This window comes from Streptomyces sp. NPDC051582 (genome assembly GCF_040681715.1).
In the GTDB taxonomy this organism is placed as follows: domain Bacteria; phylum Actinomycetota; class Actinomycetes; order Streptomycetales; family Streptomycetaceae; genus Streptomyces.
On record NZ_JBFAZJ010000019.1, the window covers coordinates 66817 to 82143 of the forward strand.

A 15327-nucleotide genomic window follows, 5' to 3' on the forward strand; every position below is an offset into this window, starting at 1 on the left:
ATCTGCCCGGCGGGGCTGCGCCCCGGCGCCGGCCGGGTTTCGCCCGGCCGGCGCTGGTGGGGGTGCGCGGTTGGCTGTCCGTCAGGGGCAGCTGATGCGGGTGTCGCCGGTGTCGGTGGTGCAGGTGTCGGAGCCGGAGCCGCCGTTGGCGGTGTCGTTGGCGCTCACGCCGTCGGTGGTGGTCAGGCGGTCGTTGCCGTAGTAGCCGGTGAGGACGTCGTTGCCGCGGTCGCCGTTCATGGTGTCGTCACCGAAGCCGCCGTCGAGGTTGTCGTTGCCCGGACCGCCGTAGACGGTGTCGTTGCCGAAGCCCGCACGCACGGTGTCGTTGCCGGAGAGCGCGCAGATGACGTCGTTGCCGTAGCCGCCGGTGAGGGTGTCGGTGCCGGACGTGCCGATGATCGTGCAGCCCCGGGCGTTGTTGACCGAGGTGGTGGCGGTGGCGTTGTTGTCGCCGGTGTTCGGGTCCTGCGGGGAGCCGGTCACGGACGCGGTGTCCCGGAGGGTGCCGGTCGTGCGCGGTTCGGCGGTCACGGTGACCGTGGCGCTCGCGCCGGGGGCCAGGCTGCCCAGGGCGCAGGTCGCGCCCGTCGCGGTGGTGGTGCAGGTGCCCTGGGAGGGCGCGGCCGAGATCAGGGTGCCGCCGGCTCCGGAGAGGGAGTCGGTCAGGGAGACGCCCGTCGCGGTCGCCGTGGAGGAGGCCGCGTTGGTCACCCGGACCGTGTACGTCGCCTGGTCGCCGATGCTCACCGTCGTCGTACCGGACTTGGTGACGGACAGGTCCGCCGACTGCGGCGGGGGCGTGGTGCCGCCACCGCCGAGGTAGCGGGCCACGCCGCGGTCGGCGGCGAGGCTGTTGGCCTGGCCGACGACCCCGCCGGCGACGATCTTCCCGTCGGGCTGCAGGGCCACTTGGGAGGCCTGCTCGGAGGGGCCGCCGAAGTCGGTCGTCAGCCGGCCGTCGCCGTCGAAGGAGGTGTCCGCGGCGCCGTTGGTGTTGTACCGGGCCAGCGCCCAGTCGCCCGCGTACCGGCCCGCGACGACGATCCGGCCGTCGGCCTGCAGGGCGACGTCCGCGGCGTCGGCGATGTCCGGTCCGAAGGTGGTGGTGACCCGGCCGGCGCTGCCGAACGTCGGGTCCAGGGCGCCTCCGGCGGTGAATCGCGCCAGCCCGAAGACGTTGTCATCGCCGGTCGCGACGACGATCCGGCCGTCGGACTGCAGGGCCACGCCCCGGGCCCTGGCCCCGAAGCCGGGGGTCGCCCGCCCGTCGCCGTCGAAGGTGGGGTCGAGGCTGCCGTCGGTGTTGTAGCGGGCGAGCGTGACGCCGCCGGGGCCAGCTCCGGCGACGACGACCCGGCCGTCGGGCTGGAGGGCCAGGTCGGCGGCCGAGGCGAAGGTTCCGCCCGGGAAGGTGGTGACGGCCTTGCCGTCGCCGTCGAAGGTCGGGTCCAGGGAGCCGTTGGCGTTCCAGCGGACCACGACCCAGCTCGCGAAGCTCTGACCGGCCGCCACGATGCGGCCGTCGGGCTGCACGGCCACGGTCATGGCGGTCTCGATCGCGTCCGGGTCGATGTCGGTGACCGCCCTGCCGCCGGTGCCGAAGGTCGTATCGAGGCTGCCGTCGGGGTTGTAGCGGGCGGCCACCCAGTCGCCGTATCCGGCGATCGAGGTGGACCCGCCGACCGCGATGATCTTGCCGTCGGGTTGCAGGGCCAGGGCCCTGGCCTCGTCGTTGTTGAAGTCGAAGTCGGTGTTGACGATGCCGTCGCCGCCGAAGGTCGTGTCCAGGCTGCCGTCGGCGTTGTACCGCACCAGCACGAAGTCGCCGCTGGTCTCGTCGAAGTAGCCGTCGCCCACCGTGATGATCTTGCCGTCGGGCTGGACGGCCATGCCCGAGACGTTCTCGTAGCCGGTCACGTCCGTGACGACCTTGCCGTCGCCGCTGAAGGCGGGGTCCAGATCGCCGGGAGCGGCCGCGGACGCCGTGGGCAGGCCGAGTACGAGCGCCAGGGCGGCGGCGCTGGCGGCGCCGGCGCGCCCGGTCCGGCGCCGTGGGGAGTGCTGGGGCATGCGCGAACCACTTCCGTCCGTCGGTTCCTTGGGTGCCCCAGCTTTCTGGGACACCGGGTCGGGGCGGGGCCGCGGCGGGCCGGGGCTGCGCCCACTGGACCGCCGTGTTCCACCCCCAGGAGTGACGGCCCGGTCATCCGAACGGCCCGGTACGGGCGGCCGTCGGCCGGAGCGGCCGGCGAACCAGGCGGCCGCGGCCCGCGTGTGCAACGGGAACGACGACAAGGGGCCGGGGGGAGAGCATCCGGATCAGGTCGTGGCCGAGGACGGCCAGACCTTTCTCTCGCGGTAGGTTCTGGACGACGTCTTCGGCCCCGCGACACGGTGCATCCCCGAGTGGCCGAGCGTCTGGCTCCTGTCGCAGACCGGCACGCGTCCTCGCTGTCCGTTCCCGAGCGCCGCGCGGGGGCGGCTCAGATGGCGCGGGCGTCGGCGTAGGCGGGCAGCTGCCAATCGCCGCCGCGGTCCTCCTTGGAGAACCGCGCGACCAGGTCGGGGATCCGGAAGAAGCAGGCCAGCGCGGTGGCGTTCTGGAAGGCGCTGATGGCGTGTTTGTTCAGGGGCATGCCCACGCGCAGTATGCGGGGGTTGACCTCGCCCTGGATCTCGTTGACGAAGGGCCGCAGGACGCGGTCGTAGTTGGCCAGCGCGGTCGGCAGATCGTCCGCGTGCCGGTTGATCTCGCCGGCCAGGACGTACGCGCCGATGAGCCCACCGGAGATGCCCATGCCGCTGTAGAGGGAGGCGCAGTGCGCGGCGTCACCGGCCAGGGCCACCCGGCCCTTGGACCAGCTGTCGATCCGCACCTGTGCGATCTCTTGGGAGTAGAAGAACGGGCTGTCGTTCATGCCTTCGATGAAGCGGTCGGTCTGCCATCCGGCGTCCCGGAACCGGTCGGCCCATAACTTCTGCTGCTGCTCGACGGGGGCGCGGTGGATCGCGCACGCTTCCGCTGACTCCTCGCGCATCACGAAGTACACCTGTGTCTCGGTCGCGTTGTGGCTGCGCCGCATGATCTGCCGGCCCCCCGGGACCATGTACGTGTCGCGGATGTTGCTGTCGGAGGCGAGGAGGGGATGACTGTGTCCTGGTCAGGCTGGGTAAATGTCGTGATCATGGCTGTCGTGCGGTGACCAGGCTGCTGCCATCGGTTGCCAAACAGGAGGTCGGTCGGGTGCCCCATGGGCGTCCCGGGTGGCACGCACCCCGGGCGGTGGGTGTGTGCTGATGGGCGCTCGACGCCCAACGCTTACCGACAATGCTTGGGACCCTTGCCGTGCTTGCCGTGCTTGTCGCGCTTGTTGGTGAGAATGACCTTGAACGGGTGTTCCAGGGTGGTGGGCGTCAGGTGGTAGGGGCCGCTGACCGGCTGCCGCGGGAGCTGGTAGCCCTGGGGGACGGCGGTCTCGCGTAGGTAGTACTGGCCGGCCGGGACGTGGAACTCACAGCGTCCCTGGCGGTCGGTGGAGCAGCTGTCGATGGGGGTGTCCCTGTCGGTGCCGGTGGGCTGGAGGCCGGGACGGTCGTTGGTCTCGCTCCAGAGCTCGAAGACAGCTCCGGCGAGGGGCCGACCGGTCTTGGTGTCCTTCTTGACGACGAGGAACGTTCCGGGAGGGGTGCCCTTCCACGGGTCGGTGTCGGTGACGGCGGTGCCGCTGAGGGCGCCCTCGCCGGTGACGGTGGTCTCGTCCGTGTGCGGCTCGCCCGGCTTGATGCCGGTCAGGATGGCGGTGCAGACGTAGGAGGCACCGACGGCGAACCGTTGGCTCGGGTCGTCACCGAAGGTGGCTTCCCAGCGCACGGTCCTGCCGTTGGGGTCGTTCGAGGCCGTCCCGTCGGGCCAGTTGCAGGAGAGGTCGGTGAGGGTGGCGGTGCCCTGGGTCACGATGTCGGTGACTTCGACCTTGACCAGCGGCTCGGTGCCATTGTTGGTGATGGTCATGTTCAGCGGCACGTCATTGGTGTTCGGGAGCGGGACGCGGGTGTCCTCGGTGTTGGCTTCCGAGCCGGTGGGGGTGTCCTTCTTGACGATGTCGATCCCCGGCTCGCCTGCGGCGTGGGCGGCGGGGGCGGCCAGGAGGAGGCCTCCGGTCCCCGGTGGCGTTCGGAGCACCCGGAGCAGGCCCCGCCGGCCCGACGGCGTTCCACGGACCCCAGGCCGCCGCCCCGGCTCCTGCTGCTCCCGATCTGGCTCGGGCTCCGGGGATGACCGCGGTAGACGAAGAGCCTGTCGGCGAGCGAGAAGGCCTGGCAGCTCCAGTCGGCGGAGCGCCTGATAGCGCTGGAAGGTTCGCCGGTGTGGAGCGTCGCGGTGGAGGTGGGTGATGGTTGGGTAGCCGTGCTCGTCGTGCCAGGGGCTGCGGCTCTCTACCTTTCCGTTTCTGTCAGGGCGCATCACCCGGATGGCGATCGAGCCGTTGGGGCGCAAGGTGGATACGCCCGCGTTCGCCGACAACTCGAACTGGTCCGGTCCGGATCACCCTCGACGACCCCTGCGAGCGCTTGGGCGCGGCGGAAAGGGACCTTCAGCTCTACCGGCAGGGGGTCCTTCGGGGTGTGAGCGGATCTCGGCCGGATACGGCGATCCCGCCCCACGCGGTGGGGCGGGATCGGTTGCTGAGCCCGGAGAGGCGCTCCGGTGGTCCTACGTACGCCACCCCTTGCCGCGTCCCTGGCGGCGGGCACCCGCTTCAGGACGTGGCCGGCCGGTCAGAACGTGAGCTTGAAGTCGGTCACCGTGCCGACGTCGGAGGCTCCCTTGTCCTGGACCTTCAGCTTCCAGGTGCCGTTGGCCGCGGCGGCCGAGGCGTTCACCGTGTACGTCTTGTCCAGGTTCGCATTGGAGTCGGACGAGGAGTTCTGCAGTCGGAAGGAGGTCCCGTTGGGGGCCACGAGGTCGATCTGGAGATCACCGATGTAGGTGTGGGTGATCTTCACGCCGACCTTGAGGGCGCTCGGCGCGTTGCCGGTGACCCCGCTGACGGTGACCGACGAAGTGACCGCGGGACCGGGGGAGTCCGGGATGGCCACCCGGGTCGTGCTCTCGAAGACCTTGCCCGGGGTGGTGGTGCCGGTCGAGCGGGTGCCCACGTTCACGCCGGCCCAGGCGTCGGTGACGCTCTTGACCTCGGCGCTGCCGGCCCCGTACAGCTCGGTCGCCGCAGCGATCGTGCCGGCACGGGCACCCGCGTAGTCCGTGCTGGAGTTGAACTTGGTCGTGAGCGCCTTGTACCAGATGAGCTGTGCCTTGTCCCGGCCGATACCGGTGACGGGCAGGCCGTCGGAGGTCGGCGAGTCGTAGCTGACCCCGTTGATGGTCTTGGCGCCCGAGCCCTCGGAGGCCAGGTAGAACCAGTGGTTGGCCGGGCCCGAGGAGTAGTGGACGTCGAGGTTGCCGATGCCGGAGTACCACGCGTCCTTGGAGCCGCCGTCCTTGCTCGGCTTGTCCATGTAGCGCAGCGGGGTACCGTCGCCGTTGATGTCGATCTGCTCGCCGATGAGGTAGTTGCCCCGCGCGCTGGGGTTGTTCGCGTAGAACTCGACGGACGTGCCCATGATGTCGGAGGTCGCCTCGTTCAGGCCGCCCGATTCGTCGCTGTACTCGAGCCCGGCGGTGGCGGCGGTGACGCCGTGCGTCATCTCGTGGCCGGCGACGTCCAGCGAGGTCAGCGGGTCGTTGTTGCCCGTTCCGTCGCCGTAGGTCATGCAGAAGCAGCCGTCGTCCCAGAACGCGTTGACGTACGCGTTGCCGTAGTGGACCCGGGAGTAGGCGGCGACGCCGTCGCCGCGGATTCCGGAGCGGCCGAGGACGTTCTTGTAGAAGTCCCAGGTGACCCCGGCACCGTAGGCGGCGTCGGCGCCCGCGGTGGCGGCGTTGGAGTTGGCGCCGTTGCCCCAGGTGTCGCTGGACTGGGTGAAGAGGGAGCCCGTGCCGGACGTACCGCGGTTCAGGTTGTACGTCTTGTGGCCGCCGCGGCCGGCGTCGTTCAGTGTGAAGTTCGAACCGGACGCCGACGTGCCGAGGGTGACCTGGCCGCTGTAGTGGGTGTTGCCGACACCGGTCTCGATGCCCTGCCACTGGTGGAGCTCGGCGCCCGTCTTGGCGTCGGTGATCACGTGGAGCTGGTTGGGGGTGCCGTCGTCCTGGAGCCCGCCGACGACGGTCTCGTAGGCCAGGGTCGGCACGCCCTTCGCCATCCACACGACCTTGCGGGGCGCGGCGTCGGTCTTGTCGGCCTTGGAGCCGATCGTCTTCGCGGAGGCGAGGGCCTTCGCGGCGGCGGCTGCCGGAGCGTCGGCCGGAGCGGCGACGGAGACGCCCTGGAGCTGGGCGGCGGACGCCTTGCTGACGCTCTGCGTCCGGTCCGCGGCCGTGCGGCTGACGATGAGGTCGCCGCCGAGGACGGGAAGTCCCTCGTACGTACGCTCGTACCGGGTGTGGGTGGCACCGTCCTGGTCCTTGACCACGTCGTGGACGAGGAGCTTCTCCTGAGGGCTGAGGCCGAGCTCTTCGGCCGTGGAGGCCGTGGTGCTCTGCGCCTTGGCTATGAGCTCGGCGCGCTGGGAGGGGGAGAGCTGCGCGGGCAGCGCGCCCGGGTTGGGTACGGACCGGCCCTGGGAGGCGGTCGTGCTCGACTCCTCGGCCTGCGCACTGGCGCTGGCGGCCTGGGCTCCTACGGTGAGCAGGGCGGCGGCGGTCAGCAGGGCGCCCGTGGCGGTGGCGTTCCGGCGGTGCGTGGACTTCACGCGGACTCCATCTGAGTGTGGGGGGTGGAACCGACAGCCGTGATGGGGGCGGCCGGGCGGAGCGTGTGGTGCTCGTGGTGCTGGTGGTGCCAGTGGGGATGGAGAGAGGTTGCCAGCGATCTTCGTGATCGCCATGGACGCGTCAGGAATTCGCCAAAAGGTGTCCTGTTCTCACCAAGTGGCGTCCGGTGAACGGACGTCCGGGGGCGAAGGCTATTGGCTCATATGCGCCCAACACGTCACAGACAAGGCGGTACTTGCTCCGGCCTCGGCGCTCCCGGGAGTCTTCCGCATCAGGTAAAGCGTTCGCCATCAAGCGTCAAACACTCTTGTCCCGCACATGGCTTGGCGGGTGAGATCGTGGAAGCCGCTTCACGCGGCGCCACTCCCTCAAGGGAGTCCGCAATGACTTCAGTTCGTCATACGTGGCCGCGCGCCGCGGTCATCACGGCCGCCACCGCAGGCCTCGCGCTCACTACGCCGGCGGCCGCCCCGGTGACCGAGACCGCCTCCGCGCTCCCGCCCGCCGCGGCCCTTCCGGCCGTCGCCGGCCACCAGCTGATCCGCGTCGAGGGAAGCCGGCTCTCCATGGAGGAGTGCCGGACCAAGTGGAAGATCGCGTGCTACACCCCGCAGCAGTACCGCCACGCGTACGACCTGCACCCACCGAACAAGGCGGGCATCACGCTCGACACTCTCGCAGCCGGCATCGACCGAGACCGCGACGCGGTCATCGTCGGCCTGACGCTGCCCCGGAACTCCGGAGTCGTCGAACGCCACGTCAACCGGATCAAGATGCTCAAGCGCCAGATGTTCGGCCGTGCAGGCTTCGACCTCCTGCGTAAACGGGTCCTGCTCGCCCCGCAGTCATGTTGTCAGTCCCTGATGCGAGGATCCGGGCGACCCTACGCAAGGGAGATCAGCATGGGTACCTGGGATACCGGCCCCTTCGACAACGACACAGCCGCGGACTTCGCCAACGCTCTCGACGACGCCGAGCCCGAGGCGCGCGAAGCCCTGATCCGAGGCGCCCTCATCCGGACGATCGACGCCACCGGCTATCTCAAGGAAGCAGAAGAGGCGGTGGCCGCCGCTGCACTCATCGCAGCGCAATGCCCGGGAGGTGAACCCGTCGACATGTCCTACGCTCCGGAAACACCTATGCCCGTGTTCCCTGCCGACCTACGGGCCCTCGCCGATGAAGCCCTCGCCCGCATCGCCAGCGTCGAGGACGGGCCAGCCTCAAACTGGGTCGACCCGGAGGACTGGAAACAGTGGCGAGACATACTCACCCGCCTTCGCGCCGTGCTTGCCACGCCACCCCCTTCCACCGCTCTCTTCGATGTCCAGCCATAACGGAGCATCATTCGGCACGAGAGCTGAGCAAGAACCGCTGAACGTGAACAACCAGCGAGGTCGACCGGGACGGCCTCGGGAGGCGAGCGGCGCAGCGGCTGCGCAGCCGCCAGACGCGGGGCCGGCCTTGCGCGGCGGCGGGGGACAGGAGTCATCGGTGTGCCTTCGGTCCTTGCGGCTGGACCGGGCGGAGTTCACCACTGGTGACGGTGAGCCGGGCGGTGAGGACGTCGCCGTTTCGTGAAGTGCAAGCACGACCAGCACCCCACGGCCCGCAGGCGCGCCGGCGACGGCGTGCTCGATCCGACGAACGCGACCTCGCCCGGACGATCCCCGCTCCAAGCGTTGCCATCCCGTGACGGCGCAGGGCCGGGGTCGCGGTCGGCGGCCGCGCGTTTCCTGCGGGTCCCGGGCCGCCTGTGCGGCCGGAAGCTGGCGCTGGCGACCATGTCGGTGGAGCCGTCGCGGTTGAGCCGCAGGGCCCGGCCGATGTTCTGGACGATCTCCACCTGGGAGCCGCGCGTGTCGGCGAAGCAGATCGCCTCCACCCCGCGTTCGCCGGTGATGTCCACGCCCTCCCCGAGCACGCGCACGGACGCGAGGAACGCCCGGTGCACGCGCCGGCTGTCGGCGTCGATGCCGTTCGCGAACTGACGTAGGACCTGGCGCCGTTCGGTGACGAGGTGGTCTCCGCACAGCCATGCCGACCAGACCCGGTCCGGCGGGACGTGGCGGCCGGCCTCCAGCTCGTAGAACTCGACCTCGACGGAGGACTTCGGCAGCTTCTCCGCGGCCACCAGGTCGGCGTCAGTGTCGTCGGTGACGTACAGCTCGGCCGCCGTCTCCGGCAGTCTCGGCGAACGCGGCTGCCTCCTCGACCTTCTGGTGGAAGGTCATGACCGTACGCAGGTTGTACGCCGCCGTGTGTTCCGGGAGCGCGGTCTGTAGCAGTGCCAGGCGCCGGCCTAGCAGAGACTCTTGTGAGAGCACGCCGATGACGGGTCCGGGGTCGCTGATTTCCAGGACGTCGATCTCGAACCCGGCGAGGATGCCTCGCTCGATCGCCTCGGACAACCCTGGCTCCGCGAGCCACGTCCCGTAGGTGCCGTCCGGGTCGTCGGTCATGGTTGCGATCTCCGGCTCCTGCCCCTGGGTGCCCTTCTGTGGGCGGGCCGCGGCGAGGATGCGCGGGGTGGCGGTGAGGTAGAGCCGGTAGTCGGCTGGGATGCGGGTGTTGTCGTGGATGGCGGCCCAGGGGCGTCCGAGTGCGATCTCTCGGTTCGGTGACAGTGTCGTGAGAGACAGTGAGGGCCTGCGTGTTGGCGCAGTTCAGTGCCGGGTTCGGGCCGGGGCTCACTGTCACGGATGTGAGAGATGTGGGCGGTTCCGCTGTCACCAGGCGGTGTTCGTGCAGGTGGCGCACTGACACGAAGCCGAGAGATTGCAGGTGGGCTCATCTCCACCATGAATCGAGGTCTGCTCAGCGCCTTCTGGGATGCGGTCGCGTCTCGTCGCGACTAACCTGGCAAGTGCAGAAATCTCTGCGAACACAGCCCAATTCACACTGGGGGATCGCCATGGGCGAATTTCCAGACGTTGAGACCCTCTTGGCTGGCCCCGCACCAGAGGCGTCGGGAGTGATTGATGCAGGGGCGTACCGCTTCCATCAATCAGGACCGAACCGACTTGAAACAGAGTGCGTGCCAACGACATTCACCAGTCTCACGTATGGGTCGTTCACCGTTTCAATTAAAATCTTTGTAGGGATGGAGCTGCACACTGGGCACGTTGTCACTCCTGAAGAGGCACAGGGCCACGCCGCAGCGGCGGCGCAGCTTGCCGCTACAGCGGTGGCCAGACTGCTTGACTGGGGCAACGCGCCAAGCGGCGCCGCCAAGGCATTCAAGGACTACACCGAGCAAATTCTGAAAAAGACTTATCCGACGTATGGCTACCAGGTGCAAGACTGTCACGGCCTCTAGGGAGGAGTGATGCTAAGAGCGGTGGGTTGGCGGCGAACTTAGGGGTAGCGATGACTCAGCCAGCGGCATCTTTCAGCACAGCCGAGGAAGCCCGAGACTACTTGCAGGCTAACGGGTCCGGAGGACCGATACTCGTACTCGCCCCAGACGTGCTCGACCAGATCCAAGCTGCCGAGGCGGCAGGTGGATACGAAGGTGGCATGTCCGGAGCGGACGGAGAAGGCGGCTACTCTGGAGGAGGAAATTCAGGGCCCAACTCTAGCGACGGCAGCGAGCTACCTCCGCTAGATATAGCCATCTGCGAGAGCATATGCACCGGCGAGGGGATCGCGCGGTTCGTCGAGGGCGTTCTTGAAGTGACACACGTCGTGGGCGAGGTCGTGCACTGGATCGCCGAGCGTGGCGTGACCCCAATTATCGTCATTCCGCGGGAAGAGTTGAAGAAACTCGTTCCTGACGGCGCATGATCGTGCAATGGCAGAACTACGGGTTCATACCCGTAATCGCCTCGCCGTGTGGAAACTCCGGCCACGCCGCTACGTGAGAATTCTGTGACTCGGCCAGGGCGGTTGGCTCTTGTGAGTGGTGTCTCGGAATAAGAAGCGGAGGAGTCATAGCAGGCGACATCATGGCTATTACGCCCGAAGCTATGAGGGGCATGTAGCTGGGGTGGGGCACGTCACGAAGATCCAGTATGAATTGGATTCTCCGCAGGCTGCGGGATGAATGTAACTTCTCCTTATGGCCCGAGCCAGATCCTCGCAAGCAGATTCCGGACGATGAGCGCGCAGCGGATTCATTCGATCGATATGTGGAGGAGTCATGGCAGAGGGAGGAATACTCGCCATCATCTACGGCATTACGCTGGACGGCGATTTGCAGTGGTACCGCCACGCCGGGTGGGAGGACGGCGCGAATAGCTGGACGCCAGGGGAAGGCGGAGAAAACGTCAGTGGAGGCTGGAACATCTACAGCATCGTCTTCTGCGGCGGCGGCGGCGTGATCTACGGAATCACACCAAATGGGAATCTCCAGTGGTACCGACACGACGGCTGGTCAGACGGCTCGAACCGCTGGACGGCAGGAGCTGGTGGGAAGAACATCGGCGGAGGCTTCAACAAGTACAGCACCGTCTTCAGCGGCGGCGGCGGCGTGATCTACGGAATCACTCCAAGTGGGGATCTCCAGTGGTACCGGCACAACGGCTGGTCAGACGGCTCGAACCGTTGGACGGAAGGAGCTGTAGCCGGTGGAAATAACGTCGGCGGAGGCTGGAACATCTACAGCACCGTCTTCAGCGCCGGCCGCGGAGTGATCTACGGAATTACACCAGGTGGGGACCTTCAGTGGTACTTCCACGACGGCTGGGCAGACGGCTCGAACCGCTGGACGGCAGGGGCAGGTGGAAGAAACGTCGGCGGAGGCTGGAACATCTACAGCACCGTCTTCAGCGGTGGTGGCGGCGGCCGAGTGATCTACGGAATCACACCAGGTGGGGATCTTCAGTGGTACCGCCACGACGGCGCGAAAGACGGCTCAAACCAGTGGACGGCAGGAGCCGGTGGAAAGAACGTTGGCGGGGGCTGGGGCATCTACAGCACCGTCATGAGCGACACCGCTTACCTCGTCGGTGACTTGTCCCCCGCGACGATACCTACCGTTGAACACGTCCCCGTCGGCAAGCTCGATCCCAACGCCCCCGGTGTGATCACTTACCAGCGCAAGACTTTCGACGCGAACGGATCCCTTAAGGTTGCAGAAGGGCTGGTAGCGGCTGGAGCGCCTGTGCCGGTCGGCCCCCTGCGCGTGCCTGGAGAGAGCTTCTCCTACAGACAAACCTTCCTCGACAAGTCTGGAGCGCTGCGAGCGCGTGCCGGAGACATAACGGTGACGGCTGACTTGCGGCTGCAGATCGGCATCGTGAAATTCGAAGGCTCGGTCGACGGAAAGACTCTCACCGCAAAGGGTTACGCCGAAGTAGTCACGGTCAGGCTTGACGGATCGGCCTCGTTTGGTGCTCCGGGTGCTGGGGGGAGCGCTACCGGACATGCCGTGGGGCCCAATGCCCATATGTCCGGGGAGGCCGGCCCGAATGGGGTGGGTGGGGAGATCGGCCTGTCCGCGGGCGAGATCGGCGGGCAACTCGGTGTATCGATCGGAGGCCAGCATTTCGGCGTCGGCGGTGAGATCGGACTCAAGGCTGAGCTAGGTCTGCACTGGGCGGCGACGAGCACTCTCAAGCTGCCTCTCATCACGATCAGCGGCCCGAATCCGCTGGCCGGGGTGACATCGTTCGCTGTAGGCGCCGTAAGCGACCTCGCTCGAGACCCGGTAAGGACTGTGGAGCAGGCTGTCAGCGACATCACCGGTGTTGGCACGGACGCGGTCGAGGCGGTCGGCCAGATCGTCGAAAGCATCGCCGGCATCTTCGGGGACGACGACGAAGACGACCATATTGTCACCAACGACGTGCCCCAGGGGAACCCCGGGAATTTCTGACAGATGATGGGGCTTGTGTGCACCTCTCCACTCAGCCGGTGAAGGGCGTTGCGACGGCCGCATCGAAGCCGTCCAGCCGCTCCTCGATCATCGCCCGCACGACCGGCGCGGCCTGTCCTCGCCCGATGCCCCGCTCCCGGGCGAGGACGCCGACCAGTTGCGTGCGATCTCTCGGTTTCGGGGCAGTGTGTTAATGCTGGTCAGTGATTGTTTTGGGGTGCGGGGTCACTGTCTTTCATGTGAGAGACGGGCGTTGGATCACTGTCCTTGGCCTTTATCGCTCCAGGGGTGACGCTGTCTCAGTTTCGTGAGTTCTGATCCATCGGCTGGCCGGGGACCGGTTGTCTGGGAAGCTGACCACGGGGCATGTGCGGGCGGCCCCGGCCTCCAGACGTCACTCGCTGGACGGTCCGCTGGGACACGCCCGGGACAGCGGCGATCTGCCGGGCGGAGCCCCGCTCCCACCGCAGCAACGCCTTCAGCTGGTCCGTCGTCGTCACCGGGACCGGCCGCGTGTACAGGAGCCGCTCCAGCCCGTCACCTATCGTCCGCACGCCCCCACCAGCCCCTTCGACACAGCATCCCGAGTCCCAGCGGGTCCACCATTCCCACGATCGGGTGGCGGCGGGCTTGTATCCGGCATGGCACTGACGCCGGGCTCTCCCTTGCGCTGAAGAGCCTCCGTCACCACTTCCCGCGTCCGGTAGAGGCATTGACGATGTGGCGGATGATGGCTGCGGCTTCGTTCGGGTTGCGGTCCAGCCAGTCGCCGAGGTGTTGGCGGACGACCTCTTGGACGTAGGTGTCCGCTTCGGGATTGCTGAGCCTGGTTCTGGTGGATCCCTCGAAGACGGGATGGGCGAGCTTTACGGACACGACCGCCGTCAGGCCATCGTGGACGGCCTCGGCCGTGAGGTCCTCGTCCTCTGCGGATATCTGCCGTTGACGGCGCGCGTGCTCGTTGACGACAGACGTGAGCGCGGTGCGGAAGCCCACTTCGTGGGCGCCGCCTTCATGAGTGCGGGTGCTGTTCGCGAAGGAGAGCAACCCTCCCGGGGACCAGGTGTTCCACTGCATGGCGCCCTGCACCGAGATCGTCTGCTCCTCGTTCTCCGACGTGAAGCCGATGGCGGGGGAGTGGACGAGACTCGGGGGGTAGGGGTTGAGGTGGGCGACGTAGGCGCGAAGGCCGTCAAGGTGGTGGTGGCGCACCGGTCGCTCCGGACGCTCGTCGGTGAGTGATATGGCCAGGCCCCCGTTGAGGAAGGCCAGTTCCTGGAGGCGCTGCGACAGCGTGGCGAACGACCACGAGGTGATCTCGAAGATGTCGGCGTCCGGCAGGAACACGATCGCGGTGCCGTGTCCGCTGCTCTTTTCGCGCCTCGTCAAGGCACTGATCGGGATGCCCTTCTTGTACTCCTGGGTCCAACGGTGGCCGTCCCGGTGGACCTCGACCGTGAGATGGCTCGACAGCGCGTTGACCACGCACAGGCCCACGCCGTTGATGCCGCCGGACACCCAGTAGCCGGTGCGGGGCTTGGGGACGAAGGACAGCTCCGTCAGCTGGCGTTCGACGGCGGACTTGCCGGCGGGTTCCTGCGCCTCGACGGGCAGGCCGCGCCCGTTGTCCGCGACGCGAATGCCTCCGTCCGCGGTGATCGTGACGTCGATGGCGTCAGCGTGGCCGGCCAGGTGCTCGTCGACGGCGTACGTGACGACCTCGTAGACCATTTGGTGCAGGCCGCGCTCGCCGGTCGAGCCGATGTACATGCCGGGCCGCCTGCGTACTGCCTCGTGGCCCTCGAGGACCTGGATGTGACTGGCGTCGTACTCGTTCACGTTTACGGACTGACTGGGGTTGCCGGATTCGGTCATGAAGCACCCTCCCTGGGACGTCCTGAGGATGGTGAGCGCAGGTCACCAAAGCGCGGACAACGCCGCTTTACGCTGTCGCCCGTGCACGTCTATCCTAGGTATTCGGAGGAAAACATGCAGGTCAGAGCGCATGTGCTGAGGTCGCAGGTGGCTGCGTCCACGACGTTGCCGACAGCATCGTTCCGGAGTACCGCCACCGGGAGCAGGACAACGCGAACACCCGTCACAGGCGTGCAGGGGGCGTTCCAGGCTGGAGCCGGGGGGTCTTTCCTCGCGAGTTTCCCGGCAGCGTGTGACTCGCCTGCCCTGAAGAGACCACGTCGAGAGGTCGGCCCCTGGAGCTCTGCCACAACCGCTACCGCGCCCAGTCGATGAATCGTCGGCGCCATCACCAGCACCCTTACCCGCCCGCGGCCCCTCGTCCTCGGCCGACACGACCAGACGGGCCGGCTGCGCGCGGTCGGCCGCACGGTCCCGCTGCGCCCCGCCCGGGCCCGCCAGGTCGCCGAGCACCTGGCCGTCGCCGGCCCGGGCCATCCGTGGACGGGGGTGCGGTTCGCGGCGTCGTGGGGGGCGCGTGACGTCCTGGACGTCATCCTCGTCCGCCCCGAGCTGGTCGCGGAGATCGGCGTCGACCGTGCCGTGGACGGGGGCGGGGTCTTCCGTCACTCGCTGCGCTTCAAGCGGCTGCGCTTGGAGGCGACGGCCGAGGGCGTGCCCCGGTTCGGGGCCGGGCCGGCTGCGGCGTCGGGGTGATCGGGGAGGAAAGACGACAGGGCCGGCCCGGGGGGGATGG

At 68.1% G+C, this 15327-nt stretch carries 10 protein-coding genes and 2 pseudogenes; 6 read left to right on the forward strand and 6 right to left on the reverse strand.

Annotated features, from left to right (window positions below; translation table 11 throughout):
- Positions 1–81: 81 nt before the first annotated feature.
- The 4 genes from AB0M92_RS24040 to AB0M92_RS24055 form a co-directional block, all read right to left on the reverse strand.
- Entirely contained in the window at positions 82–2073 is a 1992-nt protein-coding gene (locus tag AB0M92_RS24040) for a calcium-binding protein (RefSeq protein ID WP_366104332.1), read from the reverse strand.
- A gap of 413 nt (positions 2074–2486) precedes the next feature.
- Complete coding sequence (locus tag AB0M92_RS24045) at positions 2487–3086, reverse strand: FAD-dependent monooxygenase (RefSeq protein ID WP_366104333.1); 600 nt, start codon at positions 3084–3086, stop codon at positions 2487–2489.
- Between the two features lie 236 nt (positions 3087–3322).
- Complete coding sequence (locus tag AB0M92_RS24050; RefSeq protein WP_366104334.1) at positions 3323–4186, reverse strand: prealbumin-like fold domain-containing protein; 864 nt, start codon at positions 4184–4186, stop codon at positions 3323–3325.
- Between the two features lie 596 nt (positions 4187–4782).
- Positions 4783–6819 (reverse strand): M4 family metallopeptidase, encoded by a 2037-nt coding sequence (locus AB0M92_RS24055; protein WP_366104335.1) that lies wholly within the window; start codon positions 6817–6819, stop codon positions 4783–4785.
- Between the two features lie 699 nt (positions 6820–7518).
- On the opposite strand from AB0M92_RS24055, the pseudogene AB0M92_RS24060 reads away from it, so the two are divergent.
- Together AB0M92_RS24060 and AB0M92_RS24065 are read left to right on the forward strand one after the other, a co-directional pair.
- Positions 7519–7674: pseudogene (locus AB0M92_RS24060) on the forward strand (ISL3 family transposase); the annotation flags it as partial.
- A 69-nt stretch (positions 7675–7743) separates the two neighbouring features.
- On the forward strand, positions 7744–8175 hold the full coding sequence (locus AB0M92_RS24065; protein WP_366104420.1) for a DUF4259 domain-containing protein: 432 nt from the start codon (positions 7744–7746) through the stop codon (positions 8173–8175).
- A 455-nt stretch (positions 8176–8630) separates the two neighbouring features.
- On the opposite strand, the pseudogene AB0M92_RS24070 reads toward AB0M92_RS24065, so the two are convergent.
- Positions 8631–9300: pseudogene (locus tag AB0M92_RS24070) on the reverse strand (helicase); the annotation flags it as partial.
- A 404-nt stretch (positions 9301–9704) separates the two neighbouring features.
- Here AB0M92_RS24070 and AB0M92_RS24075 point away from each other — a divergent pair.
- From AB0M92_RS24075 to AB0M92_RS24085, 3 genes are all read left to right on the forward strand, one after another.
- Complete coding sequence (locus AB0M92_RS24075; RefSeq protein WP_366104336.1) at positions 9705–10157, forward strand: hypothetical protein; 453 nt, start codon at positions 9705–9707, stop codon at positions 10155–10157.
- A gap of 200 nt (positions 10158–10357) precedes the next feature.
- The gene (locus AB0M92_RS24080; protein ID WP_366104337.1) at positions 10358–10624 is read left to right on the forward strand and encodes a hypothetical protein; all 267 of its coding nucleotides are present in this window, start codon (positions 10358–10360) and stop codon (positions 10622–10624) included.
- A gap of 355 nt (positions 10625–10979) precedes the next feature.
- On the forward strand, positions 10980–12656 hold the full coding sequence (locus AB0M92_RS24085) for a tachylectin-related carbohydrate-binding protein (RefSeq protein WP_366104338.1): 1677 nt from the start codon (positions 10980–10982) through the stop codon (positions 12654–12656).
- Positions 12657–13340: 684 nt separating this feature from the next.
- On the opposite strand, the gene AB0M92_RS24090 is transcribed toward AB0M92_RS24085, so the two are convergent.
- Positions 13341–14531: an ATP-binding protein gene (locus AB0M92_RS24090; protein ID WP_366104339.1), complete on the reverse strand. Its 1191-nt coding sequence runs from the start codon at positions 14529–14531 to the stop codon at positions 13341–13343.
- A 549-nt stretch (positions 14532–15080) separates the two neighbouring features.
- Here AB0M92_RS24090 and AB0M92_RS24095 point away from each other — a divergent pair.
- Positions 15081–15287: a hypothetical protein gene (locus AB0M92_RS24095; RefSeq protein ID WP_366104340.1), complete on the forward strand. Its 207-nt coding sequence runs from the start codon at positions 15081–15083 to the stop codon at positions 15285–15287.
- Positions 15288–15327 lie beyond the last annotated feature (40 nt).

What these genes read in the sequence shown, in the direction of transcription:
- AB0M92_RS24040 (WP_366104332.1), bottom strand. Translation starts at nt 2,073, where the DNA reads ATGCCCCAGCACTCCCCACGGCGCCGGACCGGGCGCGCCGGCGCCGCC.
- AB0M92_RS24045 (WP_366104333.1), bottom strand. Translation starts at nt 3,086, where the DNA reads ATGCGGCGCAGCCACAACGCGACCGAGACACAGGTGTACTTCGTGATG.
- AB0M92_RS24065 (WP_366104420.1), top strand. Translation starts at nt 7,744, where the DNA reads ATGGGTACCTGGGATACCGGCCCCTTCGACAACGACACAGCCGCGGAC.
- AB0M92_RS24080 (WP_366104337.1), top strand. Translation starts at nt 10,358, where the DNA reads ATGTCCGGAGCGGACGGAGAAGGCGGCTACTCTGGAGGAGGAAATTCA.
- AB0M92_RS24085 (WP_366104338.1), top strand. Translation starts at nt 10,980, where the DNA reads ATGGCAGAGGGAGGAATACTCGCCATCATCTACGGCATTACGCTGGAC.
- AB0M92_RS24090 (WP_366104339.1), bottom strand. Translation starts at nt 14,531, where the DNA reads ATGACCGAATCCGGCAACCCCAGTCAGTCCGTAAACGTGAACGAGTAC.